The sequence below is a fragment of the Bacillus cereus group sp. RP32 genome, from assembly GCF_040459735.1.
Lineage (GTDB): Bacteria > Bacillota > Bacilli > Bacillales > Bacillaceae_G > Bacillus_A > Bacillus_A wiedmannii.
Window position 1 is genome coordinate 4,853,539 of record NZ_JARVHO010000001.1, and the last position, 26,137, is coordinate 4,879,675.

Here is a 26,137-nt window from a genome sequence, read left to right on the forward strand (position 1 = left end):
CATTATAAGTACGCCTTAGAAAACGCTTTCTATTTACATAACCATAATAACATATAGTTGTATAGATGTGTAGTTTTTATTTTTGAATTTTTTATGGATAAATCTCCTATTTCCAAACTGTTATATAAAAGGAAAATTCTCCTTTTTTAATATAGAATACTCGAAACGAAATACCTACTATAGAACATGTAACTTTCGTTTTATCATTCCACCTTTTCATGTTATTATTTATTTCCGAGCATATCGGGAAAAGTAAACGTAGTTAATTCGAAATAGGAGCGTTGGTACTATGCAGTGCATTGAAACAAACAACTTACAACAGTTGTTAGAACAAGTAAAACCATATACGAAAAAAGGAAAGCTTGCTACTTATATCCCCGAACTAGGAAATGCAAATCCAGACGATTTAGGGATTGCCATTTTCCATAAAGAAACAGAATATATCCATGCTGGCAACTCACAAACACTATTTACTCTTCAAAGTATTTCAAAAGTAATTACACTTGCACTTGCCCTTTTAGATCGTGGTGAAGAATATGTATTTTCTAAAGTTGGAATGGAACCAACTGGTGATCCATTCAACTCTATTATTAAATTAGAAACAACAAGTCCATCCAAACCACTTAATCCAATGATTAATGCGGGAGCACTAGCTATTACAAGCATGTTAACAGGAAAAGATAATGAAAAAAAAATGGAGCGCATCCTTCATTTTGTACGTGAAATAACAGATAATCCTACCATTAATTATTCTTCTAAAGTTGCCAATTCAGAATTAGAGACAGCTTACTTAAACCGTTCACTTTGTTACTATATGAAACAAAACGGAATTATCGATTGTGACATCGAAGAACTTATGGATTTATACACTCGACAATGTGCAGTTGAAGTAAACTGTATCGATTTAGCACGTATCGGCTTAATTTTTGCGATGGATGGATATGATCCATATAAGAAAAAACAAATTATCCCTAAACATATTACAAAAATCTGTAAAACATTTATGGTTACATGTGGTATGTATAACGAGTCTGGTGAATTTGCGATCCGCGTTGGTATCCCCGCAAAAAGCGGCGTAGCTGGTGGCATTTTCGGCTGCGTAAAAGGAGAAATGGGAATTGGCATTTTCGGACCGGCTTTAGATGCAAACGGAAATAGTATCGCTGGTTTTAAAATTCTTGAACTTCTTTCTGCTCAAGAAGGTTGGAGCATTTTTTAATTCAGAGTTATCCTGCTATACTAGCAGGATTTTTTTCATTTCATAAAAACCTCAACTTTATCCGCTATCCATCCCCTTACAAAACAGTACTAAAAGTTTCTCTATATCATGCATATTTGCTCCCCCCTCCTGAATAATATAGTACAACCTAGCGCTATATGTGGAGGTGTGAAAGATGAAACTAATATTTCAAATGGAAAAACAGCCTGTTCTTGAAAAAACGATTCTTCTTTTTATATTGAGTATTGTAGAAAGCTTGAAGTTAAAAGTGGTTTCACTCGATGAAGCTCACCGATACATATTCAATTTAGAAGTACTTGAACTACTAATGGATCGGAACATCGATGATCAAGTACTTGAACTTATTCATTTCGGAATGGGACTTGAAGACATTCATCATGTGCTTCCTGAAGAACTTGAACATACTATCGAAGAATTAAAGTGGCTCTGTATTCAAGTTTTAAGTGAGTACAGTATGCATGAAGAATCGGAACAACTAATTGAAGATATACGTTGAAAAAGCACCAATGTAGGTGCTTTTAATGTTTTTTTAAACTATTTTTATACGCCTCAATATTTACTGGTAGCTCTTCCTCTTCTAAAGTATGTTCATTTACATCTTTATGAATAAACGCACCTTTAGGCGGTTGATGGTCATGCCCTTTTTTCTTATGATCAAATGCTTTTCCGCGTCCCATACGGATCACCCTTTCTTTAAAAGAAATCCGTATTAGTATGGAGAAAAGTACGTCGATATATGCAATCCTTTGCCATATTTCCAAGGAAATACTCGAACATTGTTTTCTGTTCTCCTCACAATAACTGATCTATCCCAATAAGAATTAATAGCACGCCCGCAATAACAGTAGCCCATTTCCCTAAGTATTCTGCTAAAAATCGTTTTCCTACATAAGCAAAACCACTAATACAAATAAAACTAAACACCCCAGAAATAGTTGCTGTAAGCCACAGATTCAAGTTTGTTACCCCAGCGTCAAATCCACCTGCAATATTATTAATAGACAACGCAACCCCTAAAACAATTGCTTCTGAAAAACTAATTGTTTTAGAACCATCAAAATCTGCTTTTTCTGGATCACGTAAAATGCCCATAAGTACATTACCATCTTTAGAACCTACAGTATTTCTTTGCCCCAAGAAAGGCTGGCACAAAATAAACACACCGATTATACCTAAAACGATTGCTCCAATTAGGTTTGCAGTAAACTCTGAAATAAATAACGCTATCCAGTTCCCAAAAAAGCCAGCTAATAAAGTAAATAAAAAACCAAAAAATGCGATGATAAAATTGTTAAGCCACGAAATTCGAATTTTACGAATGCCATATGCAATCCCAACACCTGCATTATCTAAATTAGAAGCAATACCGATTAAAAAAATTGAAAATAGACCTGCCGTACTCATAAACAGCCACCCCTTTTTCTCACTTTTCAATGTATATTATGAAAATGTTGAGCAACTGTGCCTGTCTGTTTCATATACATGTAAGAAATGCTCAACATTTTTTCAACAATAAAAAAGGAGTGCCTTCACTATGCCTAAAGAAAACCCAAATGAGCGGCTTAGTACATTAATAAAAAAACTTTTAAAAGAACGTGCCTTATCCATGCGTCAATTAGGAATGCATACAAATATTGATCCCGCAACAATCTCAAGAATTATGAATGGTAAACAACCGCCAAAACAAAAACATCTACAAAAATTTGCAGAATGTTTGCAAGTTCCACCCCAATTGTTATTTGATGAAATGTATCCTGATTCTCCTCACATTAATAAAGAAAAGATGGATATGTACACATCTCTTGATACAATTCAGCAAACGCTGCAATCCTCTAACTTATTCGATTTTGACTATACAACAACTCGCGTAAAACAAGAACTTGAAAACTATGAACGCTATGCTCAGACAACAGAAGGTGAAAAACGTATTCATGAAAGTTTCGCGAGTAAATTAGAACAAATTGATAGCGCTGGTCCTTTTATTGAACAATTAACCGATATGTATCAACAATTTTGCAATGAAACTATCTCAAAAGAAGAGCGTGCAGTTCTTGGAGGCGCATTACTGTATTTCATTTTATCGACAGATATTATTCCCGACTATCTCTTTCCAATTGGCTATTTAGATGATGCAATTGCTGTTGAATTAGCGAAAGAAAAATTAATCGAACTAAAACGAAAAACATAGAAAAATAAAGAACTATTTCAGTTGTTTCTGTTCAACTCTGAAATAGTTCACTAAAAAATCGTACAAGTATACATACCTGTACGGTTTCAACACACTAATCTATTTTTTCGTGTGACACCATTCATATATAAATGCTGTTATTACTTTTGTAAATTCAATTAACTGTTCTACTTCAACTTTCTCATTTATTGAATGAGCTTCTTCTAATGTACCTGGTCCGTAAATAACAGCTGGAATATGAAATTCACTAAACCAACCACCATCCGTTACCGTTGCAGACATATCTAAAATTGCATTTTTAGATAGAATTGATTCGTGTACTGAGCTAAGAGTTTTTACTGCTTCATGTTCACTATCTACTTCTAAAGAAGGGAAAATTTCGCCACGATCCACAATCATTGATTCTCCGCCCCACTTAAATTGTGGTGGATTTTCACTTAACCATGGATCGGCAGCCGCTACTTTCTCAATATACTCTTCAATTTCTTTTATTATTTGTTCATGTGTTTCATTCGGATAGAAGTGCACCGTTATCCATAACCGGCACTCATCCGCAATAAATGCTGCATGCCGTCCGCCTTCAATAACAGCTGGGTTAATTGTTGTTGTTCCAGATGGATAACCTTCATATGTTTTCATAACTGCCCAATGACGCTCTAATTCTTGTAAACTTTGCACAATTTTCATCATTTTTTCAATCGCACTCGCTCCGAATAAACGTCCTCCAGCATGAATCATTTGCCTGCGTGTTGCATCATGAAACGTCTGGGGGCTTTTCACAGTAATCCATCCAGTAATTACGCCGCCCTGTCCTTGCATATGTAAATCACTTGTATCCACTACGACTGCAAAATCAGCATCATAACCTCTTTTGCAGCATTGAAGTGTACCTGCTTCTCCAACTTCTTCCCCAATTACTGATTGAAAGATTAAATCTCCAGGTAATTCAATGCCAGCTTCTTGTAACAGTTGAATAGCAAATAGTGCTCCAGCCAGTCCTCCTTTCATATCCGCCGCACCACGTCCAACTAACCAACCATCTTTTATAAATGGCTCAAACGGATTGGTTTCCCACGCTTCATCTACCGATACTTCTGCTACATCCACATGTCCATTAATAATAAGACTTTTATGTGTGTCACTTTCTAGCCCTTTTCTCACCCCAACAACGTTCGGGTCATTCGGATATACATCCCATTTATCAACACTAAAATTTCGTTTTCTTAGAAAATCTGCAACAAATTCTTGCGCCTCATTTGTGTTTCTCGCCGGCGGTGCTGGTGTTTCAAAACGAATTAAAGTCTTTGTAAGCTCCAGTAACTCATCTTTTCGTAAATCAATCTGTTCTAATAGCTGTGAAACTTCTTGATTCATCGCTAGTTCCCCTTTGCATACATAGTATGTTTCCAGCTTTATTGTCACAAAAAAAGAGACTGTTTACAATTTTACAGTCTCTTTTTTTAGCATAAGTTTCTAATATATTTACAAACTTTCTGCCTCTGTTGTATTCGTTTTTTCAATCTGTTCTACCTTACGTGCCTTATTTCTTGTCGCACGGTAAAACAGTAAACAAACAATCATAAATGGAATACCACAATATAATGCCATTCTTTGTTCTGGAATAAAAGCCATACCAACAATTACTGTTACATTTAATACTAACGCAAGCAGTGGTACGAATGGATACAGCGGTGTTTTAAATTTCAAGTCCTTCACATCCCCGCCCTGCTTAATGTATGACCTTCTAGCCAACAAGTTAGATAGAGCAATAGATGCCCAAACTAATATCGCCCCGAACCCGGCAATAGAAAGTAGCCATAAATAAACTGTATCTTCCGCATAAATACCTGATAGTAATGAAAGGCAACCTACAATTGTACTTACAATCAATGCATAAATAGGAACACCATTTTTAGATAACTTACCGAAAATTGGACTAATCATTCCTTGATTAGACATAGACCATAGCATACGAGAAGTTGCATATAACCCTGAATTCGCAACGGATAGAACCGCTGTAATAATAACGAAATTTATAATATCGGCTGCATAAGGAATACCAATTTTATCAAATACAACTACGAATGGACTTTCTATCACTCCCGCTTGCTGCCAAGGGAATAAGCCTGCAAGAATGAAAATAGATAATACAAAGAACACAAGTATACGCCAAACTGTATTATTAATTGCCTTCGGAATCGTTTTCTCTGGATTTTCACTCTCTCCAGCTGCAATACCAACTAGTTCCGTTCCTTGGAAGGAAAAATTAACTGCAATCATCGTAATTAAAATGGCTGATAATCCATTTGGAAACAACCCACCATAATCAGTAAAGCTAGAGAACATCGGTGCTGGTTCATTTCCTTTCATATCTAGAAAACCAAACATTGCTGCCCCACCTAAAATAATAAATGCAATGATTGTAATTACTTTAATACTTGCAAACCAAAATTCAACTTCTGCAAAACTTCTTGAAGATAACGCATTGATAGCAAAGAGAAGCACCGCAAACGCTACACACCAAATCCATGACGGTACATCAGGAAACCATCGTTTCATTAAAATACTAACTGCAATCAGTTCAATACCTATCGTAGCAGACCAGTTTAGCCATGACATCCAGCCGACTACATAACCCGCTGCAGGGGAAATGTGCTTTGTAGCATACGTTTGATAAGATCCTGCGTCAGGCATCGCAACAGCTAACTCTCCAAGACAGAGCATCGTTAAATACATAACAAATCCTCCAACAAGATACGCTACAATCGCTCCTCCAGGCCCAGCTTCATGAATTGTATACCCAGATCCTAAAAAAAGACCGGTACCAATAACTCCTCCAAGTGCAATCATAAAGATGTGCCTGCTTTTCAATTCCCTTTTTAACCCTTGGTTTTGATCCATCATATAAATCCCCCCTTTTCACTTTGGAAACCCATTTCATGTAAGCGTTCTTAAAAATGTTCATAATAAGAATAATTATTGAAAAGAGCAAAATACATAGTATCAATCACTACCTGTTATTAAAAGATCATCCCTCACTGTTATTAATAACTTTTTATCAGCGATAGCTTGTCCTTCTACTACTTCTAATGATTCGATATATCCACTGATTCCTACTTTAATTTCTACTTTCTGTTTATCTATTGTTTCAATTAACGCTAATTTCTCCCACTCGTATACGTAAGAACTTTCCGTAACAAATAACTTCTCTACTTTCCCGTAACAAGGACTATACACGCCTTCTATAACCATCTTCACTTTATAAACTCCTCCTTCTTATTAATCGGTACTGAAACGTTGCATATCCCTCCTTTAGAGATTTCAACTATTATTTATGCAAAATGCGTACCAATCTCCAATTCCTATTTAAAATGAAGGTTTCTCAAAAAAAAAATCTTCATAACCGCAAAATTTTTCTATCATTTGAGAAGTTTTAAAGGGAAAATAGCAAAAAAATTTTGCGATTTTATAAGAATTTTAATAAAATTATAAAAAGTCAGTCTTCATAGGGTGAAATGAGGAGAAGATAATCTATGCGTACAGAAGAAATTAATTTTAAACAGATCATTGAAATGAATATGCTATATGAAACTTTACTCAATGAGCTCGATATCGGGATTCATATTATTAATGAGGAAAGTAAAACGATTATCTATAACCGCAAAATGATGGAAATTGAATCAATGGAACGCTCAGATGTGCTATATAAAAGTCCTTTAGAAGTATTCGCATTTGAAGAAAATAAAAATAGTACTCTAATAGAGGCATTAAAATTAGGAAAAACAAACAAAAATATAAAACAAACGTATTTTAACAATAAAGGGCAAGAAATTACAACAATTAACAATACTTTCCCTATAATAGAAAACGGAAAAATTAAAGGCGCTATTGAAATTTCAACAGAGATTAGCCATTTCAAACAAACAATGAAAACGAACCTTTCTCGAAAACAAAATAATAAGTTTACCTTTGATCACATAATCGGTGATTCTAATGCTATTCAATCTGTCATTACAGAAGCAAAGAGAGTAATTCGTACATCCTCATCCATACTTCTCGTAGGAGAAACAGGGACCGGTAAAGAACTATTTGCACAAAGTATCCATAATGAAAGTCAACGTTCAACAAAACCATTTATTTCACAAAACTGTGCCGCTATACCTGATACACTCATGGAAAGCTTATTATTTGGTACGAACCGAGGTGCATTTACAGGAGCTATCGATAAAGCTGGTTTATTTGAAGAAGCAAATGGAGGAACTTTGTTATTAGATGAGATCAACTCATTAAGTCCAGCACTTCAAGCGAAGTTACTACGAGCTATACAAGAAAAAACAATACGAAGAATCGGAGGCACACAAGAAAAAGAAATTGATGTTCGTATTATAGCAACTATTAATGAAGATCCTCTTGAAGCTATTACACATAATCGATTACGGGAAGACTTATATTACCGATTAAGCGTCGTTACTTTATGTCTCCCGCCTTTACGTGAACGAAAAGAAGATATTCCTGAGCTTGTGCAGCACTTTATCGAAAAGTACAACATTCAATTTGGACTTGGCGTAACGGATCTAGATGTACATGTAAGAGAATTCTTGTATGCATATGATTGGCCTGGAAACGTACGAGAATTGGAACATATCATTGAAGGTTCGATGAATTTAGTTGAAGATGAAAATATCATTACAGCGTTTCATCTTCCCACTCGCTTTCGTGAACAAATAAAAAAAGAATTCAATATGCAACCTTCCCTAACTAATAACGAGGATGATGCACCTAAAACGTTAAAGCACACAATAGAGACAATGGAGAAGAACTACATCAATCAAATTCTGACAGAGTATCACGGTAATATCTCACAGGCTGCAAAGTTTTTAGGATTAAGTAGGCAAAACTTACAATATCGAATTAAAAAATTGCATTTACACATATGAAATGAAACTTTAATCAAATGTAGGATGAATCCGCTTCCAAGTGCAAATAAAAATTGGGAAAATATGCTACAATAAACATATAACATACTAGAAAGGAACGATATATATGAGTAATGATAACAAATTAAAGTTATTACAATACTTAGCCTTCTTCCCTATCCTTGTATGTATGATGTTACTAGTTGATATGAATGCTTATCCTTATGCAAAACTATTAGCAACAATTAGCGGCTCCTTTGCAGCTATTATGCTTGCTGCTTTTTGGAATTTGAAGATACGTATGAAGAAAGAAAAATCTTCTTAATGCCAAAACAATAAAAAAATCGAGCTTACACAGCTCGATTTTTTTATTGTTTATTAAAATTCAACATTCTCCAAATACAAACCACTCGCCTCAGCAAGACAATTAATTTGATTACGTTGTTTTTCCTCTAAAATATTTGGGATTGCGTCCGCATCTAATTGTCCTAATCCAACTTCAATTAATGCTCCAACAATTTTTCGTACCATGTTATGAAGGAATCCGTTACCACTTACTCTAATTTGTACAAATCCTGCTTCTTCCATCACTTCAAGTGTATATACTTCTCGAACCATAGACTTTTTCTTGGATTTCGCATTTGAAAAAGCAGTAAAGTCATGTGAACCAACTAAATGTTTCGCAGCTTCTTTCATGCTCTTCACATTTAATTTTTTATTCACATGCATGCTGTATTTACGCATAAATGGATTTGTATGCTCTTCATTCCAAATTTTATAAAGATATGTTTTTGCTTTAGAATTGTAACGAGCATGGAAGCGATCTTGTACTTCTTCTACATTCGTAATGCTAATATCGTTGGGTAAATGTTGATTTAAATATTTTTTCACTTTATGTTCCACTAACTTCTCATCACTTTGAAAATTAGCAACTTGATTCAAAGCATGTACACCCGCATCTGTTCTACTACAACCGATAATTTCAATTTCTTTTCCGATCATTTCAGATATGACACTCTCGATTTTTCCTTGAATTGTATTATCGTTATTACCGAGACGTTGCCATCCTTTAAAACGTGCACCATCGTACTGAATCGTTAATTTATAATTATTCATTTTACTCTCCTTCATAGAAAATATTCCCTCATATCGTGAGGGAATATGAATAAACTTTACTTTCTAACAAGCTTCACTACATTTTCTACATGGGCTGTATGTGGGAACATATCAACTGGTTGTACATATTCCACTTCATAACTCTTCATTAATGCTTGTACATCACGTGCTAATGAAGAAGGATTACAAGATACGTAAACAACTTGTTTTGGTTTCACTTTTAAAATTGTTTCCAGTAATTTATCATCGCAACCTGTACGAGGTGGATCGACAACAATTACATCTGGACGCCATCCTTCTTTTACCCATTTCGGTAACCATTGTTCAGCTTTACCTGCTTCATATTTTGTATTTGTAAATCCGTGACGCTTCGCATTTTTTCTTGCATCTTCAATCGCTTCTGGAATTACATCCATACCACGTACTTCCGCTGCATCATTTGCAAGCCAAAGACCGATTGTACCAACACCACAATACGCATCTACAATTTTCTCATCGCCTGTTAAAGCAGCTGCTTTTTTCGCTTCATCGTATAAAACAACTGTTTGTTCTGGATTTAACTGGAAGAATGCACGTGCTGATAATTCAAATGATAAATCACCTAGTGTTTCTTGAATTACTTCTTTTCCAGCTAATTTAAATGTTTTATCACCGAAAATAACAGATGTTTTACGCCAGTTTACGTTTTGCATAATTGATTTAACAGCTGGCATCTGTTTTTGTACTTCTGCGATAAATTGATCTTTATTTGGTAATTCTTCTTTTGTTGTAATAAGTGTAACTTGTACTTCCCCTGTTTGAACTGCAGTACGTGTAACAATTGTGCGTACTAAACCTTTTTGTTTTTTCTCATTGTAAATAGAAACATTTAATTTTTCTAATATACGTCTTACAACTTTTGTCGCTTCATTCGTTGCTTTATGTTGAATCATACAGTGAGCAATATCAATTAACTGATGTGAGTTTTGCTTATACAGCCCTGTAATAACCTTTTCGTCTTTACGTCCCACTTGTAATTGACTCTTATTACGATAATGCCATGGGTTTTCCATACCAAGCGTTGGACGAATTTTTTCTTCCAAACTGTTGTTCATATACTTCTCAAATGCTTGTACAACGATATCACGCTTTTGATTTAATTGTTCTTTATAATCTAAATGTTGCAGCTGACAACCGCCACACTCTTCATATACTGGACATGGTGCTTTCACACGATGTGATGAAGCTTTACGAACTTTTTTCACTTTCGCTTCAGCGAAGCCACGCTGAATTTTCGTTGTTTCAGCAACAACTTCTTCTCCTGGTAATGCCCCTGGAATGAAAACAACTTGTCTCTTAAAATAACCAACGCCTTCTCCGTTAATCCCAAGACGTTTAATTGTCACAGGAAACGTTTGACCAACTTCCAACTTACTCTCATGTTGCTTTTGTATCATTATTACACCTCTACTCTATACTTTTCCATAAATATAACGCTGCATAACTGCAGTATGGTTCACACTCTTGTTTCACTTTTTCTAAAAATGCATCATCAGGTTTATCATCTAATTGAAATACACCTTGCACTGCACGCTGAATCCCAATGTCCGATTTCGGAAACATATTTTTCCGTCCAAGCCCAAACATTAAAAAATTTTGCACTGTCCATGTACCAATCCCCCTAATTGGTAACAATTGTGCGGAAACCTCTTCATCCGCCCTGGTTTCTATACTCGCTAAATTTAATGTACCGCTGACAATACTTCGACCTAACCCTACTATATATTCCGCCTTTCGCTGACTAAACTTCTGCTCTCTCAATTCCTCTATTGAAATATTTGCTACTATTTCTGGAGTGGGGAAAAAGAATACACCGTTCTTCTCTGTTCCATATCGTTTCACAAACTGTTCTGTTAACACAGTAGCAAATTTCAAATTTATTTGTTGATGAATGATACAGCGAAGAAGACCAGCAAAATAATCAAACTCTAAAATAATTGGAGTATAAGCATATGTTTCAAATAGTGGACGTAATGATGTGTTTAAAAAATGTTTTTGTATATCTTGAAACGGTTCATTCCAATGAAAAATGGCCCTCATTCGTTTCATGACTTTCTCTTGATCTCCTGCCTGACTAGAGATCCAAAACTGTGGATTTTGAACAGTACCAATCCCTTGCAAGCGAACAACAATCTGTTCCTCGTCTATACAAAGCGGGACATAAATGACTTTCTCATCTAATTGAATGACGTTAAGAGGATCAAAAGATAAACGTTTTAATACCTCTTCAAAATGATACGGATACTCTAACGTAACATGTTCGCTCCACATACGTTTCCCCATCCTTTTTACACATCATTATAGCATGAGAAAACCGCAAGCATACATGCTTACGGTTGATTGCTTTTTACTAAGTCATCTAGACTTTTAAAATGATACCCTTTCTCGCGCAAATCATCAATGATTTTCGCAAGTGCTTCTGCATTATCTTTTGATATTGCATGAAGTAATAAAACAGATCCTGGATGAATCATCGTCATTACATTATTATGTGCATATTGCCATCCTCTTTGCTCGTCCACTTTCCAATCCAAAAATGCAAGTGACCAAAATACATTATAATAGCCCATTTCTTTCGTAAGAGCCAACGTTCTTTCACTAAATACGCCGCGCGGCGGACGTACATATTTTACTTCTTTTTGCCCAGTTACTTTTTTAATCTCTTCCGTTACACTCGTTAATTCTTCACGAAGTTTCGCATCATTTACCGTTGTAAAATCAGGATGACTCCACGAATGATTTCCAATAATATGTCCTTCATTCTTCATTCTTAATAACAAATCTTTTTGTGTTTTAATATAATGACCCGTTACAAAGAAAGTTGCCGGTACTTTTTTCTCTTTTAATACATCTAAGATTTTCCCTGTGTATCCATTCTCGTACCCATTATCGAATGTTAAATAAATATCTTTTCTCTTTGTATCCCCTAAATAAAACCCACCATTTTTTTGTAGTAAATCTGTGTATAACTTTCCTGCATCTGGTACTGTTTCATTTTTAGGACGCGGGATTCCCCAGTTATGTGGAGTATTTGTATAAGCTAATGCTGAAACTGGAACAAGTGCCATCATAATTGAAAAAATGAGACCGATATATAACCATTTATATTTCATAAATAGTCTCCTTTCCATATATAATCGTACTTGTAGTTTCTGTTGCCGTGCATTCTTTCATGCTGAACATGTTTTTCTATATATACCAAAAAAATGCATCTCGAATCATTCGAGATGCATTTTTGTTTACTTAAATACTGGCTCTTTAAAGCTAGCTAATTTTTCAAGTGATGTTTTATCAACATCTGCATGTAAGCTATTACCATGAGAATCCATCGTTACAACTGCTTTAAATCCTTCGATACGTAAATGCCACATTGCCTCTGGAATACCAAATTGTAAGAAATCAACATCTTTTACTTCTTTAATACATTCGGCATAATATTGCGCTGCACCGCCAATTGCATTTAAATATACACCACCGTGCTCTTCTAAAGCCGCTAATGTTTTTGCACCCATACCACCTTTTCCAATGACAGCGCGAATACCGAATTTCTTCATAATATCGCCTTGGTACGGTTCTTCACGAATACTTGTCGTTGGACCTGCCGCTTTAATTTGCCAGTTTTCATTTTCATCTTTCACGACAACTGGACCACAGTGATAAATAACTTGTCCTTTTAAATCTACTGGACAATCGTTATCCATTAAATGCTTATGGATTGCGTCACGACCTGTATACATCATGCCATTAATTGTTACAACATCACCAACGCGAAGTTCACGAATTTGCTCTTCTGTAATTGGTGCTTGTAATACAATCTCACGTTGATCTGTTTTTTCTTGCGCTTCTTGCTGAAGTGTATCCTCACCTTCTTGATATAGCCAATCCATAATTTCACCTGTTTCAGGATGGATTGTTACGCCAAGGCGGCGATATGCCCAGCAATTATACGCAACAGATACGTAGAAACTAGCTGGCAGACGATTATACACGCCAATTTTACAACCAAGTAAAGTTGTTTCTCCGCCAAATCCCATCGTACCAATGCCAAGCTTATTCGCATTTTCTAATACGTACTCTTCAAGTTTTTGTAACTCTGGTAATGGATTGACATCATCTAATGTACGGAATAATTGATTTTTTGCTAATTCGTAACCTGATGTGCGGTCTCCCCCGATACCAACACCAATTACACCTGCACTACAGCCTTGACCTTGCGCTTGATATACAGCATGAAGAAGGCATTTACGAATCCCTTCTAAATCACGGCCAGCGCGTCCAAGTCCTTCTAATTCACACGGTAAGCTATACTGAATATTTTTATTCTCACAGCCACCACCCTTTAGAATTAAACGTGCATCAATATAATCTTTTCCCCATTGTTCAAACTTAATAACCGGTGTACCTGGTCCTAAATTATTTCCACTATTGTCTCCAAAAAGAGAATCAACAGAATTGGGACGAAGTTTACCATCTTTTGTCGCCCGCTCAAGCGCATTATAGATAGCTTCCTTCAAATGTAATTGATTCACACCAACTGGTGTATAAATTTTAAACGTTGGCATCCCTGTATCTTGGCAAATTGGCGAGATGTTATCATCAGCCATTTTAATATTATTCGTAATTGTGCCAAGTGCCATCGCAGAACGAGTCCCTGCATTTTCTCGTTCTTTCGCTTGTTGAATCGCACGACGAACATCTTTCGGTAAGTTCGTTGACGTTTCAACAATTAGTTGATACATGCTTTCTTGAAGCTTTTCCATTGTTACTTCCCCCTCAATTGTGAACGCTACCAAAACGTTATGAGCTGAAAATTCCATCGTTATGCTCTTCAGCTTTTTATTTGTTTCACGCTATTAAAGCATAAATGAAATTTTTCACAACTTGATTATACCTTTTTTTCTACCGTCCTTCTATTATCCATACAGAAAAAGGCTGCCAATTTTGCATTGGCAGCCTTTTTAATATATTATTCGTCTTTTTTAAATTGCTCACATTTTAATTCTAATTCATCTAACATCGCAAGAAGACGATCTACATCTTCTAACTCTACTTCTTCAGGTTCAATTGTATCAATTACTTCAATGAACATATTTAAACGTTCTTTTAAATATACTAGTTGTGAATCTTTATCTTCAATTGCTTTTCCCATGAAGGCACTCTCCTTTTAATTCGAGATGCTTTTATTATACCGCAAAAATGATTGCTATGGGCATGAAATTTCATCAATTTTGTCACAGCCATTCATTCAAATGTAAGCCCTCTCTCTTTTTTCACAAAAAAGTTTCACTTTATAAAAAGTACATATTCTTCTATTATAGAGAATGGACAAATTGTTATTTCAATAGTCAAAGGAGTATTTCATATGACGATATCACAAAAAATGAAGCCGATTACTCCTTCTTACGATCCATGGGAAGCGTATATGGACCTTGAAGAGTACGGCAAACTACTATTAACAAACGTTGAGTTTACAACGACAACGTTATGCAATATGCGTTGCGAGCATTGTGCTGTTGGTTACACATTACAGCCGAAAGATCCAAATCCGCTTCCTATGGAACTTTTATTAAAACGATTAGATGAGATTCCTCATTTACGTTCTTTAAGTATTACTGGCGGAGAACCAATGCTTTCAAAGAAATCCGTCGACAACTATGTAACACCACTCTTAAAATACGCTCATGAACGAGGCGTTCGCACTCAAATCAACTCAAACTTAACTATAGATTTAGCACGTTATGAACAAATTATTCCTTATTTAGACGTATTGCATATATCTCATAACTGGGGAACAATTGATGACTTCGTTGAAGGTGGATTTGCAATGATGGAACGTAAACCTACTTATGAACAACGTGCAAAATTATTTGAACGAATGATTACAAATAGTAAAGCTCTATCAGATGCAGGTGTACTCGTATCAGCCGAAACGATGTTAAACAAAAGGACTCTACCGCATATTGAACATATTCATCGTCAAATTGTCGAAGAGATGGGCTGTAAACGTCATGAAGTTCATCCAATGTATCCAAGTGACTTCGCGAGTAATCTAGAGATCTTAACAAAAGCTGAAATTCGCGATGCAATTGAGCATTTACTAGAAATTCGCGATGAAAATGTATGGATGTTATTTGGAACTTTACCTTTCTACGCTTGTAGCGATGACGAGCGAGACATCGCCACATTTAAGAAATTACAAGAAAGCAAAAATGTAACAGTTCGTAACGATCCAGATGGTCGTTCTCGTTTAAACGTCAACATTTTCGATGGAAATATTATTGTAACTGATTTCGGTGACGTTCCTCTTCTAGGTAACGTACAAACAAACACACTACAAGAAGCGTATGACAAATGGAGTGCTTCAAAAACAGCACAATCATTAAGCTGTCACTGTCCTGCAGTAAAATGCCTTGGGCCAAATGTTCTTGTAAAAAATAGCTACTATCCGACAGAAGACTTCTTATCAAAAACAGCAAACATAACATTTTAAAGTTCAATTTTAATCAGTAGGGGTTTTGTTCATTCCCCACTGATTATTAGTTGAACCAATTGCCCACAAATAGCGGGATAAATAAAAACGTCAGCTTATAAGCTGACGTTTTTTCATATTATTGCGAGTGAGAAGAAGAAATGAATTTAAAATACAAATGATCGTGAATTGGAATAGCAGCTCCGATTCCTTGTGAGGTAATATTTTTTACTACAAGCCTCTTTTGATTTCCTTTTAACACAAGGTACACTTCTCCAAATGTTACTTTTCCTTTTTCATTTACTGCTGGTGTATAAGCGTATAAATATCCAAGTTGACTCGGACTAATATTATACACACGCTCATGTCCAGTACCATAACCAATGGTCGTTTTAAATGAAAGTGGCAATTGTACTTTTTCAAGTGCTTTGAGAAGCATCATTTTTTTCACATCCGCAGTATTTTTCATATCTGCTGTTAAATCACCTTCAACCGTCTTTTGCGTTTCTTGCTTATAGCGTAGCGGATATAAGCGATCTCCTCCGCGATTATCGTACACATTGCGATTTACTTGTTTATATTCCCAATTAATCGATGTATCAACCGATTCATAATTTAAAGCCCATTGACCTAAATAAATCTTCGCTCGGTACCCTACCGCAAGCGGCGCATTCGAAATTGTCGTTTCATTAAACATTCGAATTAAGTCCGGATTTTCAATTTTAATATTTGCTGTTTTCAATAGTTCTTGAGCAAACTTACTCGGTTGTAAGCGCGGCAAATCTTGCGCATCATTTGGAAACGTATTGTCTTTAGAAATATTTAAAACAGATGAAGGCATTTTTGTTTCTACCGTTGTCTTTGCAAAACTCATGTTAGGAAATAATAGAATAAACGAGACCATAGTTGAAAGACATATGCTGTATACTCGTTTCACCTGTCTGGCTCCTTCCTACGTAAAGGTATATACTACTTTGTTTATTGTTTTCTCTGAGCACAATTGTTATGCCTATTTTTCATAATAAATAAAAACCAATTCCCATAATGACATACGCTGCTAATAACGTACCGCCTTCAAACCAATTTGTATCTCCATCATTTGAAATCGCAATCGTTAAGAAAACAGCTGTAATCATAGAAACAAGTTCTGGTATTGTAAATACTAAAGGCATCCTTTGTGCAAAGAACATAGAAAGCAGTACTAATACAGGAGCAACAAACATGGCTATTTGTAACGTAGAACCGACTGCAATTTCAACTGCAATATTTACTTTATTTTTATACGCCATAATAATTGCAGATGCATGCTCTGCTGCATTCCCAACAATTGCAACGATAATAACCCCTATAAATAATTCTGACCAGCCAAACGACTTTGCAACTGTCTCAAATGTATGCACGAGCGCCTCTGATACATAAGCGACCGCAATTGTTGCTATTGCTAAAATGAGTAGTGCTTTCCCTTTCGACCACTCTGGTTCTTCCTCATGAGCGACTTCATCACTTTTATGTTGATATACGCCACGATGCGTAACTAACTTAAATAGCAATGCAGCAAGGTACATAATAATCATAATGATAGAAATACCGATACTTAATTGATATGTCTTTCCAGCGTCCATCTTCATTGAAAAAATCTCTGGAATAACAAAAGCTACTACTACAGCAAAGATTAATAAAGCTGAATTATGCCTTGCATCATACACATTAAAACTTTGTCTTTTGTATTTAAGCCCTCCTACAAAGAAGGATAGCCCTCCTACTAATAATAAATTCCCAAGTACAGAACCCGTTAAAGAAGCTAATACAACCTCAATTAATCCCGCCTGAAGTGCAAAAATCGAAATAATCAGTTCAACAGCATTACCGAAAGTAGCATTTAATAATCCGCCTATTCTAGGTCCAGAGACAATCGCCAAACTTTCTGTCGCTCTCCCCATAAAACCCGCTAATGCGATAATAGTAATACAATACACAGCGAACATAATTGTTTGAGGCCAATGAAGCATTTTTCCAAGTACAGAAAGTGGTACCCCGATCAGCGCTACTATAAGAAATATTTTATTAAACATGCTTTTCATCCTTCCATCGTATGTATTTCTCCTCGATATTATTATTATTCTTCTCCTAACTTGTCCGATTTCATCACAATTACGTTTAAAAAATCGGATTGAAGAAAACAGTATGAAAGATATTTAAATTATCTTGTTTAAACAGAGAAAACAATAAATTATGAACAGGGGCTAAAAGCATGCATTTAAAAGAAAAAATTGAAACTATTATTTGCGGTCAACGAACTGGTGTATTATCTACTGTACGTGAAAATAAACCTCATAGTACCTTTATGATGTTTTTCCACGAAGATTTTGTGTTATATGTTGCAACAGATCGAAAATCAAAAAAGATAACAGATATTGAAAACAATCCAAATGTCCATGTACTACTTGGACGAGAAGGAAAAAAATTAGATGAAGATTATATTGAAGTTGAAGGCTTAGCTTCAATCGAGGAAGATTCCACATTAAAAAACAAGTTTTGGAATAATAGCTTAAAACGTTGGTTACTTGGTCCTGAAGACCCTAATTACGTATTAATAAAAATCAATCCCGACACAATTTATTACATCGATGGTGCTGGTACGACGGAGCCCGAGTTTTTACGACTATAAAATAAAACAAGCCCCCTTTAGGTGGGCTTGTTTTGTCGAAAAGTTCTTCTGAAAAAAACAATAAAATAGGTGGAACTTTCTAAAGATTCTGTTATATAATAGCAGTAACTTAAATAAACTGTATTAAAACAGATTGAGAGGAGAAATAAAATTGATGAAAAGAGAAGAACGCAAAAACATGATTGAGTTTATTGAAAAGAAAAAAGGGATTGAGCGTGACGAATTATTGTTTATGACAGACGATGAAGTAGAACATATTTATAATGTAACGTACTTTTTGTATGAAGAAATTGCAGAGTAGTATAATAATCCCCACCTTATTAAAAATATAAGGTGGGGATTATTTCGTTATTTATTCCGCTATTTGCGGGGCGGTAAAATCCCACTGATTAAAGTTTCGTGTTATACGTGAGAATGGTTTTCATGTATAATAATGTAAGATTGGAGGAATTTTACTATGAGTTCATGGCTCTTATTCGCACTATTATCGGCAATTGCTGCTGCCCTTGTATCTATTTTCGGAAAGATTGGTTTAGATGGAATCGATGCCAATGTCGCGACGACGGTTCGTTCTATTATTATGGCATTATTTATGGTAGGCGTTATTATTATACAAGGTAAATTTCAAAATATCGGCGACGTACTGCTAAATAAAAAAGCACTGCTCTTTATCACATTAAGTGGGGTTGCAGGTGCTTCGTCATGGCTATTTTATTTTCTTGCCCTCAAAACAGGGAAGGTTTCACAAGTGGCTCCTGTCGATAAATTAAGCGTCGTATTTTCTATCATTCTCGCGATGATTATACTCGGCGAAAAGTTAAACTTTATGACTGGTATTGGTGTAGTCTTTATTACAGCTGGTGTACTATTTATTGCTTTCAGCTAAAAAAACCGCTATTAGCGGTTTTTCTTTTTCTTTATGTAAAACCATACAACACATGTAACAACTACTGAAATGGATAAAATCCATACTCCGTAATGATGTAGGCTATACTCAACGAAACGCCACTTCTCTCCTAACTTCCAGCCAAGTCCAATAAAAACACTTATCCAAATAAGCGCACCACCATAAGCGTACAAACAAAAACGCCAAAGTGTTAAATTCGACATCCCAGCAAAATATGCTGTTAAATGACGTACTCCCGGGATAAAGTAACCAATCATTAAAAGAAATGGTCCATATTTTTCAAATAAAATATGTGTTTTTTCAATGTGATGTTCTTTAATTCTAATCTTCGGCCCATATTTTTTTAAAACAGGGAGTCCAAGTTTTAAACCTAATATGTAGCTTAATGTAATACCTAACATCGCACCAGCCATCCCGCTTAAAAAAGCAGCAGTTCCTGACATAACTCCTTTAGAAACATTATAACCAACGAAGGTCAATAAAAACTCGTCTGGTATCGGTAATCCAACAATTCCACCGGCCAACGCTATAATAATTCCAAAATACCCATAATGCGAGATTAACTCGCCAATATGTTGTTCCATTCGGAAAACACATCCTATGCACGATCGTTATTCCACATTGTGCCCTTTCTATCTTTCAGACAAACATGGTATACATATTCACTATACATTGTTTTTATAATGAACTCTACTTCTATCCATTCCTTTAGCAGGAAGAAAGTGAACCATTAATCAGTGGTGATTTGTTCATCCTCACTAATTTTTAGCACACACCAATTGTTCACCCGACTCCCTCCTAATTCCCTTGTATTCATCGCTTTTTGAAGTGCTAGTCTTATTATCTGTAAATAGTGGGATTAAAAAAAATAAAAATTCATATGCTTGTTTTTTTGTTACAATAAAGGAAAGTTACTTTTCGCAACGGTTTAACTCTCAGGAAAAATGATATATCTAGCAAAAACATAGTTTGGTCGATATAATGCAACTTCTACCTATTAAAAGAACATACACCCTTTACATACAACATCATTTTTCTAAATTATACAGGGGGAACGAACATGACCATTGAAAATCAATTTATCCAAAAGGTTTACTATAAAACATTTTTAACAGAAGAAACTTCTACTCCAGTATCAGAAGTACTCGGTGAAGCATATATAAATGAATCTACAAATGAATTCTCCAACATTTCTAATATCCGCTTTGCTCAAGGTGAATTTTATTACCAAAATAAAGACTTTGAAGCAGCGATATTTAAATGGGAGAAAGTAAATAACGAACTTGCACTTTGGGCAACCAAAAATATTGCGGATTCTTATTTTGAACTAGGATTCTTGCCAAAAGCAGAAGAGATTTATCAATCTATTCAAACGGAAGATACAACTCTTACAATGGAAGTTTCCTTACAACTTCTTTCTCTTTACATCGAACAAGAACGTTTAGGTCTAGCATTTAAGACGATTAGTGAGGCTGTTGCATTTCAACCTGACTATCCTAATATCACTGCAATTGCTCGCTCATTCTATGAAAAACAAGAAGATTGGAATAACGCCATCGAACTTGCCGTTCAAGAAGGAATTCGAACAAAATCATTACACTGGTTCGATACTTTAATCAATTATGTGAATCAAGGATTCACGAAACAAATCAAACCAGAATATTTCTATGAATCTTTAAAAGCTTTATATGCAATTGATCAAGTCCAATTTAAAGAACTTGTTATTGCGCTTTGGAACAGCTATCAAAATGAAAACTTGCATCTACCTTGGATTCAAACAATAAATCATTTATTCTTACATATTGAAACAGACAACAATGACGATTGGCATGAAATTGTTGAACGCTATCAAGATACGTACTTTGAGTTAATTACTGGTGAGCATTTCATGCATGAAATGCAGGGACTTGTACCAGATTTATTAACAAATTGGTTTAGTTTAACGAAAGCAAAAGATGCCCTATTTGTCTCTGCTGCAGTGTTAGCATGGAATGAAGTTTCACCTACAACTTTAGAGTCATTACTCGTAAAAAGTGCTGGAGCCCTACTTTCTAATTCAACAGCTGAAACAAATGTAAATATGGAAACAGTTTCTCATTTATTCGAAACAATTGCTGTATGGGCTGAAAAAAACGATGTGGATTTAAGTCATCAATTTACGTTACTCGTTCACGAACTGTGTGATTTAAATGTTACACAATTACTAATAGCGGGAACTAGTGACCAGGATAAATCATCATTCATCAATTCAATACTAGGAGAGAACATCTTAATTGAGACTGTAACAACTCCTATTCTATTTAAAGATGATAGCCAAACTGAAATAACAGAATTCACTGCGTTAGATGTACACAATATACCTAGCTTTGATGAATTCCATCAAAGAATGGCTACACCTTCCGAATCAGAACTTGAGAAAAAATGTATAGAAATTAAGTTACCAAGTAGATTTTTAAGAAAAAATAAATTTGCATTTCTTGTTACGCCACCTGTTCAAGGGCAAGTGGATAAAAACAGCTCATATTTTGAATACTTACAAGCAGCAGATAGCCTTATTTACGTATTAAATTCTGCTTCACCATTACATGGTGAAGAACTTGATACATTACTTTATTTACGTGAACAAGTGCCAAATTTACAAATTCATTTCGTATTACACACAAATAATACGACCAATAATGAAAAACTAATGAGTAAGATTAAAGTCCATTTCCCAAATGCACAGTTCTTCCCATACTCTCCTTCACAAGAGAGTAGCCAGCAACTTGGAGACGTGACAGAGTCTATTCTTTCTAATCTAGCAGAACGTAACATGGAACAAGAACGTATAGAAAAACTAATATGGTTTACTCAAAAGACAATCGCATACCTTGTAAATGAACGTGTGGAGTTAGAAAATACATTAGTGAAATCAGTACGCTGGAATAAACATATCTCAGTTAAATTAAATGGATTTATTAACAACCTTACTGCTCTTGAAAAAGATAAAATTCGTTCTATTACAGAATCTTATCTTTTAACGAAAGAAGAAATCACACGAGATATCCATTCTCAAATTCCTGAATTATTACAGAGTTGTTCTGACCTTGTTCAAGAAGATAGCGACTTCAAATTAGTTCATGAAGAATTAAATACTGCGATGAACGAACGAGTTCAAAAACATGTACAACAAGTGCTTCTTCCTAAATTTACTGGTTCTATTCAGGAGTGGATTGAAACAGCTCATAATGAATTTATTCAAGCTCAATCTTATTTAGATGAAATGAGTGAAACGTTTAATAAATTATATAAAGAAGAACGCATGAAACTTCCTTGTGATTTCAAATTACTAGATGACTGGCATCGAGATGTTGTACGCATGACAAATAGAATTACAGTAACGAACATCAATATTTTATTACGCTTTACACCGACACAATTTTTCTTAAAAAGTGCGGGAAAACTATTTGGTAACATGCAAAAAAATCAGTCTATGCTCGCAAACAAATATAAACAATACATTGAAACGGAAGACTATACGGAAATTGCTCAAACAATCTCAAAACAATTCTTCCTTCAATTTGAAGTATTTGAAGGCGCATTAGAACGAGATATCATGATGTTCTTTAAAGATCCACTTAGCATATTGAAACAAAATGTAGAAGCAGCTCAACTTGAAATACAGGAAGACGAGCAAACATTAGCAACATTAAGAAGCAACCCAGAAACTTATCACGATCCGTTAGCATTCTTTAAACTGCAACTATTGCAGCACAAATTCGTTTTAAGTACAAACAAAAACAATGAAGACGTCTATGAATTTAATGAGTCTCCTACGATTTAACATAAAAAACCAAGCAAATTTCAGTTTGCTTGGTTTTTTACTTTAATTCATTATTTTCATATGTTCAAATGGATAATAAATTGCCGCTAATTCTCCTAATACATCTTCTCTATCAATAAGTCCTAAACCATTTCTACTATCTCTGCTTATTAAGCGATTATCTCCCATAACAAAAATCTTATTTTTAGGAATTGTAATCGGTCCAAAGTCCTCTGTTAAATTCATAAGTTTTTTTTCAGCTTGTTTTTTATTACTATACAAATACGCTTCCTGTGTCACTTCATGGTTCACATATAATTGATCATTTCTCACCTCGATTACATCGCCAGGCAAACCAATAACCCTTTTCACATAAAAATTATCCGTCTTCACAACAATAATATCTTCTCTCCCATAACTTTCAAACTGCTTTGCTAACTTATTAACAATCAGCTTATCCCCATCTTGTAACGTCGGCTTCATGGACGCTCCTTTTACAGTCGTAGGAAAAAACACAAAAATTTTCGCTAAAAACACTAACAAACATGCAATTGCAATTGTTCCAAAGAATTCACGCAAACGTTTTTTCTTTTGCATCATTCCACCATCTCATCATCTTTTTACTTTTATTATAAGGAATTCAACAGTAAAATTTCCACAAAATTCTGAATTATAAAATTGTAATATTACAAACTTAAAAATAACATCCTCATAAATTTATTATTTTTATATACCATAACCTATATTTATCTCACTATTTGCGAGCAGTAAAAAAGATACCCTCAAAATAGTCTATCCACTATTTTGAGAGTATCTTTTTATATTCCCACATATACAATACACATTTGAGCCGCTACATATGTGAACCAAATCCAAAGTGGTTCATACTTTAATTTGCGTCCTCCAATATCTGTCACGCCTATAATAAAATCAGAAATCACAAATAGTAAACCACCAAAAGCCGGTATCCACCATATTCCTATATTCTCATAGTATAGGGCGAATGCAAAGCAAGCCATTCCTCCAACCCACAATCCGTAAATTAGAGCTCCTATCGTAAACAATTTATCTTGTTTATCATTTCGTATAAAAAAGAACCATCCTATAATTAGAAAGAGTCCGTATACGAGTAAACCAATCCAAAAACCATTCCATGAGATGCCTGTTTGCAAAAATGCTTTTACATAAAAACAATGCGCAAGTGCGAAAGTAATCATCCCTCCAATTAATCGATGACCAATTGGAATCAAACCTGCCATAAATAAATCTCCTACAGTTGATAATGTCATACCTAGTGCAACCCACGTACTATACGCTACTGATGGATCTTGTAACCATATCCAAATTGCACTCCCTGTTAAAGAAAAACTAAGAATAAGACGCACCGCTAAAGGTAACGGCATATTATTTCTTGTTTTTTTTGTCTGTCCTATTGCGTACATTGCACCAATTAAAAAAAGAATGATTTGTCCAATTAACACCATGTAAAGTAGATTCATAACATGTTCTCCTCAATAAATGCTTTTTGTATCTTTTTTCGTTACACCTAGTCTATTATCCTTTTTCTATATAAAAAAAGAAGAACCGTACTGTTCTTCCATTGTAATCGTTTTCCTGTTATCTATGCTACGTGTTTTTCGTTCGCCCTTTTCTGCTTAGCTGTCGTCCGATTCACCACGATAATTCCCGCGGCTACACATGCCAAACCGAATAATACAAATGAATGAATTGCTTCTCCTAAAATCATGCTCGATAATAACACACCAAATACGGGTATAAAGAACATGTACATTGATACTTTTCCAACCTTGTTATACTTCATAATTGTATTCCAAATGCAAAAGCCTGCTGCGGATAAGAAAGATAAGTAGAGAAGCATAAGTATTGCATGTACACTAAATGTAAATGGCATGGCTCCAACTTGCAAAGCCCCTATACATAATAGCCCGATAGAACCAAAAATCATTTGGTATGCTGTCATATAGCCAACATCTAATGTTTTGCTACCTTCTTTCGCCAATATGTTTCCATATGAATACAACATTGCTGCACTAAGAAGTAGTAAGCTACCGATTCCGAAATGGAATGACAAACTACCATCACTCGGTACATTTACTAAAATGACACCACAAAAGCCAATAGAGACCCCAATTATTTTTCTCATATTGAGAGCGTCATCTTTATATAAAAAGTGAGCGAGTAAAATTTGAAAGAATGATGATGTTCCTGAAATGATAGCTCCTTCAATACCAGAACTATAACTCATTCCAATATAAAAACATATATATTGAAGAAATGTTTGAAATAAACCAATTTGTACTAACTGCTTCCCCGTTCCTTTTTTGAAGCTCATATCTTTTCCTAACACTTTAAAGAATAATAAGAGCATGACTCCAGATAAAAAGAAACGATAACCAGCAAATAATATTTGCTCCCCAACTTCTTGTGGCTGAATTCCAAGTTCAGCATAACTTAATTTAATAAATGGGAATGCGCTCCCCCATAAAAAAGTCGCTACTATTGCAGCAATTAGTACGCCAATCGGATGGGTAAAAAATTTCTCTGTCTTCACTTGTTGTCTTCCTTTCCGATCTTTATATGAACAATATTCATATATACCAAAGGAAGTGTGAAAACACAAGTTTTCAGTTTATACGCAAACAAAACATATCATCTAACGAAAACATATGCTATACTATAGAATAATTACAATATAATAACTATTAAAATCAGATTCAACAGAAATGCTGCTATCCATTATGGATGGCAGCTTTCGTCGTTTTATAGGGGTT

The 26,137-nt window shown here is 34.9% G+C and carries 28 protein-coding genes; 10 read left to right on the top strand and 18 right to left on the bottom strand.

The features are described 5' to 3' along the window. Nucleotides 1–106: 106 nt before the first annotated feature. Complete coding sequence (locus tag QCI46_RS24975) at nucleotides 107–220, bottom strand: transcriptional regulator (RefSeq protein WP_074651593.1); 114 nt, start codon at nucleotides 218–220, stop codon at nucleotides 107–109. A gap of 69 nt (nucleotides 221–289) precedes the next feature. Between QCI46_RS24975 and glsA the strand changes: the two genes are divergently transcribed. Together glsA and QCI46_RS24985 are read left to right on the top strand one after the other, a co-directional pair. Further along, entirely contained in the window at nucleotides 290–1,219 is a 930-nt protein-coding gene (gene glsA / locus QCI46_RS24980; protein ID WP_001149862.1) for a glutaminase A, read from the top strand. A gap of 175 nt (nucleotides 1,220–1,394) precedes the next feature. After that, entirely contained in the window at nucleotides 1,395–1,736 is a 342-nt protein-coding gene (locus tag QCI46_RS24985) for a DUF3969 family protein (protein WP_000766602.1), read from the top strand. A 22-nt stretch (nucleotides 1,737–1,758) separates the two neighbouring features. Here the strand turns inward: QCI46_RS24985 and QCI46_RS24990 are convergent, their stop codons facing one another. Together QCI46_RS24990 and QCI46_RS24995 are read right to left on the bottom strand one after the other, a co-directional pair. Next, nucleotides 1,759–1,917 (bottom strand): hypothetical protein, encoded by a 159-nt coding sequence (locus QCI46_RS24990; RefSeq protein WP_000532409.1) that lies wholly within the window; start codon nucleotides 1,915–1,917, stop codon nucleotides 1,759–1,761. Nucleotides 1,918–2,032: 115 nt separating this feature from the next. Next, a complete protein-coding gene (locus tag QCI46_RS24995) occupies nucleotides 2,033–2,644 on the bottom strand; it encodes a manganese efflux pump (protein WP_000100745.1) in 612 nt (203 codons plus the stop codon). 130 nt (nucleotides 2,645–2,774) lie between these two features. Between QCI46_RS24995 and QCI46_RS25000 the strand changes: the two genes are divergently transcribed. After that, entirely contained in the window at nucleotides 2,775–3,428 is a 654-nt protein-coding gene (locus QCI46_RS25000; RefSeq protein ID WP_098765561.1) for a DUF1232 domain-containing protein, read from the top strand. A 99-nt stretch (nucleotides 3,429–3,527) separates the two neighbouring features. Here QCI46_RS25000 and QCI46_RS25005 read toward each other — a convergent pair whose 3' ends face one another. From QCI46_RS25005 to QCI46_RS25015, 3 genes are all read right to left on the bottom strand, one after another. After that, nucleotides 3,528–4,850 (bottom strand): acetylornithine deacetylase, encoded by a 1,323-nt coding sequence (locus QCI46_RS25005; protein WP_327960599.1) that lies wholly within the window; start codon nucleotides 4,848–4,850, stop codon nucleotides 3,528–3,530. A 60-nt stretch (nucleotides 4,851–4,910) separates the two neighbouring features. After that, entirely contained in the window at nucleotides 4,911–6,332 is a 1,422-nt protein-coding gene (locus QCI46_RS25010; RefSeq protein ID WP_353841669.1) for an amino acid permease, read from the bottom strand. Nucleotides 6,333–6,431: 99 nt separating this feature from the next. Further along, a complete protein-coding gene (locus QCI46_RS25015) occupies nucleotides 6,432–6,686 on the bottom strand; it encodes a biotin/lipoyl-containing protein (protein WP_000784766.1) in 255 nt (84 codons plus the stop codon). Nucleotides 6,687–6,961: 275 nt separating this feature from the next. Here QCI46_RS25015 and QCI46_RS25020 point away from each other — a divergent pair, with 275 nt between their 5' ends. Beyond that, nucleotides 6,962–8,365, top strand: coding sequence for a sigma-54 interaction domain-containing protein (locus QCI46_RS25020; RefSeq protein WP_327960601.1), 1,404 nt, complete (start codon nucleotides 6,962–6,964; stop codon nucleotides 8,363–8,365). Nucleotides 8,366–8,471: 106 nt separating this feature from the next. Further along, on the top strand, nucleotides 8,472–8,669 hold the full coding sequence (locus QCI46_RS25025; RefSeq protein ID WP_327960603.1) for a hypothetical protein: 198 nt from the start codon (nucleotides 8,472–8,474) through the stop codon (nucleotides 8,667–8,669). A 53-nt stretch (nucleotides 8,670–8,722) separates the two neighbouring features. On the opposite strand, the gene truA is transcribed toward QCI46_RS25025, so the two are convergent. From truA to QCI46_RS25055, 6 genes are all read right to left on the bottom strand, one after another. Next, on the bottom strand, nucleotides 8,723–9,460 hold the full coding sequence (gene truA, locus QCI46_RS25030; RefSeq protein WP_048542121.1) for a tRNA pseudouridine(38-40) synthase TruA: 738 nt from the start codon (nucleotides 9,458–9,460) through the stop codon (nucleotides 8,723–8,725). 56 nt (nucleotides 9,461–9,516) lie between these two features. Further along, on the bottom strand, nucleotides 9,517–10,896 hold the full coding sequence (gene rlmD / locus QCI46_RS25035; RefSeq protein WP_327960606.1) for a 23S rRNA (uracil(1939)-C(5))-methyltransferase RlmD: 1,380 nt from the start codon (nucleotides 10,894–10,896) through the stop codon (nucleotides 9,517–9,519). A 10-nt stretch (nucleotides 10,897–10,906) separates the two neighbouring features. Continuing rightward, a complete protein-coding gene (locus QCI46_RS25040) occupies nucleotides 10,907–11,770 on the bottom strand; it encodes a DNA-3-methyladenine glycosylase family protein (protein WP_327960608.1) in 864 nt (287 codons plus the stop codon). 59 nt (nucleotides 11,771–11,829) lie between these two features. Beyond that, a complete protein-coding gene (gene pdaA, locus QCI46_RS25045) occupies nucleotides 11,830–12,612 on the bottom strand; it encodes a delta-lactam-biosynthetic de-N-acetylase (RefSeq protein WP_353841670.1) in 783 nt (260 codons plus the stop codon). Nucleotides 12,613–12,738: 126 nt separating this feature from the next. Continuing rightward, on the bottom strand, nucleotides 12,739–14,259 hold the full coding sequence (fumA, locus tag QCI46_RS25050; RefSeq protein WP_353841671.1) for a class I fumarate hydratase: 1,521 nt from the start codon (nucleotides 14,257–14,259) through the stop codon (nucleotides 12,739–12,741). Between the two features lie 206 nt (nucleotides 14,260–14,465). Continuing rightward, the gene (locus QCI46_RS25055; protein WP_000513547.1) at nucleotides 14,466–14,648 is read right to left on the bottom strand and encodes an SE1561 family protein; all 183 of its coding nucleotides are present in this window, start codon (nucleotides 14,646–14,648) and stop codon (nucleotides 14,466–14,468) included. Nucleotides 14,649–14,861: 213 nt separating this feature from the next. Here QCI46_RS25055 and yfkAB point away from each other — a divergent pair, with 213 nt between their 5' ends. After that, nucleotides 14,862–15,989 carry a radical SAM/CxCxxxxC motif protein YfkAB gene (gene yfkAB, locus QCI46_RS25060; protein ID WP_000156029.1) on the top strand — a complete coding sequence of 376 codons (1,128 nt, stop codon included), beginning with the start codon at nucleotides 14,862–14,864 and terminating at the stop codon, nucleotides 15,987–15,989. A 118-nt stretch (nucleotides 15,990–16,107) separates the two neighbouring features. On the opposite strand, the gene QCI46_RS25065 is transcribed toward yfkAB, so the two are convergent. After that, on the bottom strand, nucleotides 16,108–16,905 hold the full coding sequence (locus tag QCI46_RS25065; protein WP_033662157.1) for a YfkD famly protein: 798 nt from the start codon (nucleotides 16,903–16,905) through the stop codon (nucleotides 16,108–16,110). 79 nt (nucleotides 16,906–16,984) lie between these two features. Beyond that, nucleotides 16,985–18,040, bottom strand: a complete 1,056-nt coding sequence (cax, locus tag QCI46_RS25070) for a calcium/proton exchanger (protein ID WP_327960612.1) — start codon at nucleotides 18,038–18,040, stop codon at nucleotides 16,985–16,987. A gap of 179 nt (nucleotides 18,041–18,219) precedes the next feature. Between cax and QCI46_RS25075 the strand changes: the two genes are divergently transcribed. From QCI46_RS25075 to QCI46_RS25085, 3 genes are all read left to right on the top strand, one after another. Then, nucleotides 18,220–18,636: a pyridoxamine 5'-phosphate oxidase family protein gene (locus tag QCI46_RS25075; protein ID WP_000550224.1), complete on the top strand. Its 417-nt coding sequence runs from the start codon at nucleotides 18,220–18,222 to the stop codon at nucleotides 18,634–18,636. Between the two features lie 154 nt (nucleotides 18,637–18,790). Further along, complete coding sequence (locus QCI46_RS25080; RefSeq protein ID WP_000817786.1) at nucleotides 18,791–18,937, top strand: BH0509 family protein; 147 nt, start codon at nucleotides 18,791–18,793, stop codon at nucleotides 18,935–18,937. A gap of 156 nt (nucleotides 18,938–19,093) precedes the next feature. Further along, nucleotides 19,094–19,522: an EamA family transporter gene (locus QCI46_RS25085; protein WP_000100306.1), complete on the top strand. Its 429-nt coding sequence runs from the start codon at nucleotides 19,094–19,096 to the stop codon at nucleotides 19,520–19,522. A gap of 11 nt (nucleotides 19,523–19,533) precedes the next feature. On the opposite strand, the gene QCI46_RS25090 is transcribed toward QCI46_RS25085, so the two are convergent. Further along, entirely contained in the window at nucleotides 19,534–20,127 is a 594-nt protein-coding gene (locus QCI46_RS25090) for a DedA family protein (RefSeq protein WP_327960614.1), read from the bottom strand. Between the two features lie 476 nt (nucleotides 20,128–20,603). On the opposite strand from QCI46_RS25090, the gene QCI46_RS25095 reads away from it, so the two are divergent. Continuing rightward, entirely contained in the window at nucleotides 20,604–23,366 is a 2,763-nt protein-coding gene (locus QCI46_RS25095; protein ID WP_353841672.1) for a tetratricopeptide repeat protein, read from the top strand. Nucleotides 23,367–23,408: 42 nt separating this feature from the next. On the opposite strand, the gene lepB is transcribed toward QCI46_RS25095, so the two are convergent. The 3 genes from lepB to QCI46_RS25110 all read right to left on the bottom strand — a co-directional run bounded on the left by lepB (nucleotide 23,409) and on the right by QCI46_RS25110 (nucleotide 25,917). Beyond that, entirely contained in the window at nucleotides 23,409–23,945 is a 537-nt protein-coding gene (gene lepB, locus QCI46_RS25100; RefSeq protein ID WP_087982334.1) for a signal peptidase I, read from the bottom strand. Nucleotides 23,946–24,163: 218 nt separating this feature from the next. After that, on the bottom strand, nucleotides 24,164–24,844 hold the full coding sequence (locus QCI46_RS25105; protein WP_215562580.1) for a lysoplasmalogenase: 681 nt from the start codon (nucleotides 24,842–24,844) through the stop codon (nucleotides 24,164–24,166). A 122-nt stretch (nucleotides 24,845–24,966) separates the two neighbouring features. Then, nucleotides 24,967–25,917 (bottom strand): DMT family transporter, encoded by a 951-nt coding sequence (locus tag QCI46_RS25110; protein ID WP_353841673.1) that lies wholly within the window; start codon nucleotides 25,915–25,917, stop codon nucleotides 24,967–24,969. Nucleotides 25,918–26,137 lie beyond the last annotated feature (220 nt).

What these genes read in the sequence shown, in the direction of transcription:
- QCI46_RS24975 (WP_074651593.1), bottom strand. Translation starts at nt 220, where the DNA reads ATGAAAAGGTGGAATGATAAAACGAAAGTTACATGTTCTATAGTAGGT.
- glsA (WP_001149862.1), top strand. Translation starts at nt 290, where the DNA reads ATGCAGTGCATTGAAACAAACAACTTACAACAGTTGTTAGAACAAGTA.
- QCI46_RS24985 (WP_000766602.1), top strand. Translation starts at nt 1,395, where the DNA reads ATGAAACTAATATTTCAAATGGAAAAACAGCCTGTTCTTGAAAAAACG.
- QCI46_RS24990 (WP_000532409.1), bottom strand. Translation starts at nt 1,917, where the DNA reads ATGGGACGCGGAAAAGCATTTGATCATAAGAAAAAAGGGCATGACCAT.
- QCI46_RS24995 (WP_000100745.1), bottom strand. Translation starts at nt 2,644, where the DNA reads ATGAGTACGGCAGGTCTATTTTCAATTTTTTTAATCGGTATTGCTTCT.
- QCI46_RS25000 (WP_098765561.1), top strand. Translation starts at nt 2,775, where the DNA reads ATGCCTAAAGAAAACCCAAATGAGCGGCTTAGTACATTAATAAAAAAA.
- QCI46_RS25010 (WP_353841669.1), bottom strand. Translation starts at nt 6,332, where the DNA reads ATGATGGATCAAAACCAAGGGTTAAAAAGGGAATTGAAAAGCAGGCAC.
- QCI46_RS25020 (WP_327960601.1), top strand. Translation starts at nt 6,962, where the DNA reads ATGCGTACAGAAGAAATTAATTTTAAACAGATCATTGAAATGAATATG.
- QCI46_RS25025 (WP_327960603.1), top strand. Translation starts at nt 8,472, where the DNA reads ATGAGTAATGATAACAAATTAAAGTTATTACAATACTTAGCCTTCTTC.
- truA (WP_048542121.1), bottom strand. Translation starts at nt 9,460, where the DNA reads ATGAATAATTATAAATTAACGATTCAGTACGATGGTGCACGTTTTAAA.
- rlmD (WP_327960606.1), bottom strand. Translation starts at nt 10,896, where the DNA reads ATGATACAAAAGCAACATGAGAGTAAGTTGGAAGTTGGTCAAACGTTT.
- QCI46_RS25040 (WP_327960608.1), bottom strand. Translation starts at nt 11,770, where the DNA reads ATGTGGAGCGAACATGTTACGTTAGAGTATCCGTATCATTTTGAAGAG.
- pdaA (WP_353841670.1), bottom strand. Translation starts at nt 12,612, where the DNA reads ATGAAATATAAATGGTTATATATCGGTCTCATTTTTTCAATTATGATG.
- fumA (WP_353841671.1), bottom strand. Translation starts at nt 14,259, where the DNA reads ATGGAAAAGCTTCAAGAAAGCATGTATCAACTAATTGTTGAAACGTCA.
- QCI46_RS25055 (WP_000513547.1), bottom strand. Translation starts at nt 14,648, where the DNA reads ATGGGAAAAGCAATTGAAGATAAAGATTCACAACTAGTATATTTAAAA.
- yfkAB (WP_000156029.1), top strand. Translation starts at nt 14,862, where the DNA reads ATGACGATATCACAAAAAATGAAGCCGATTACTCCTTCTTACGATCCA.
- cax (WP_327960612.1), bottom strand. Translation starts at nt 18,040, where the DNA reads ATGTTTAATAAAATATTTCTTATAGTAGCGCTGATCGGGGTACCACTT.
- QCI46_RS25075 (WP_000550224.1), top strand. Translation starts at nt 18,220, where the DNA reads ATGCATTTAAAAGAAAAAATTGAAACTATTATTTGCGGTCAACGAACT.
- QCI46_RS25080 (WP_000817786.1), top strand. Translation starts at nt 18,791, where the DNA reads ATGAAAAGAGAAGAACGCAAAAACATGATTGAGTTTATTGAAAAGAAA.
- QCI46_RS25085 (WP_000100306.1), top strand. Translation starts at nt 19,094, where the DNA reads ATGAGTTCATGGCTCTTATTCGCACTATTATCGGCAATTGCTGCTGCC.
- QCI46_RS25090 (WP_327960614.1), bottom strand. Translation starts at nt 20,127, where the DNA reads ATGGAACAACATATTGGCGAGTTAATCTCGCATTATGGGTATTTTGGA.
- QCI46_RS25095 (WP_353841672.1), top strand. Translation starts at nt 20,604, where the DNA reads ATGACCATTGAAAATCAATTTATCCAAAAGGTTTACTATAAAACATTT.
- lepB (WP_087982334.1), bottom strand. Translation starts at nt 23,945, where the DNA reads ATGATGCAAAAGAAAAAACGTTTGCGTGAATTCTTTGGAACAATTGCA.
- QCI46_RS25105 (WP_215562580.1), bottom strand. Translation starts at nt 24,844, where the DNA reads ATGAATCTACTTTACATGGTGTTAATTGGACAAATCATTCTTTTTTTA.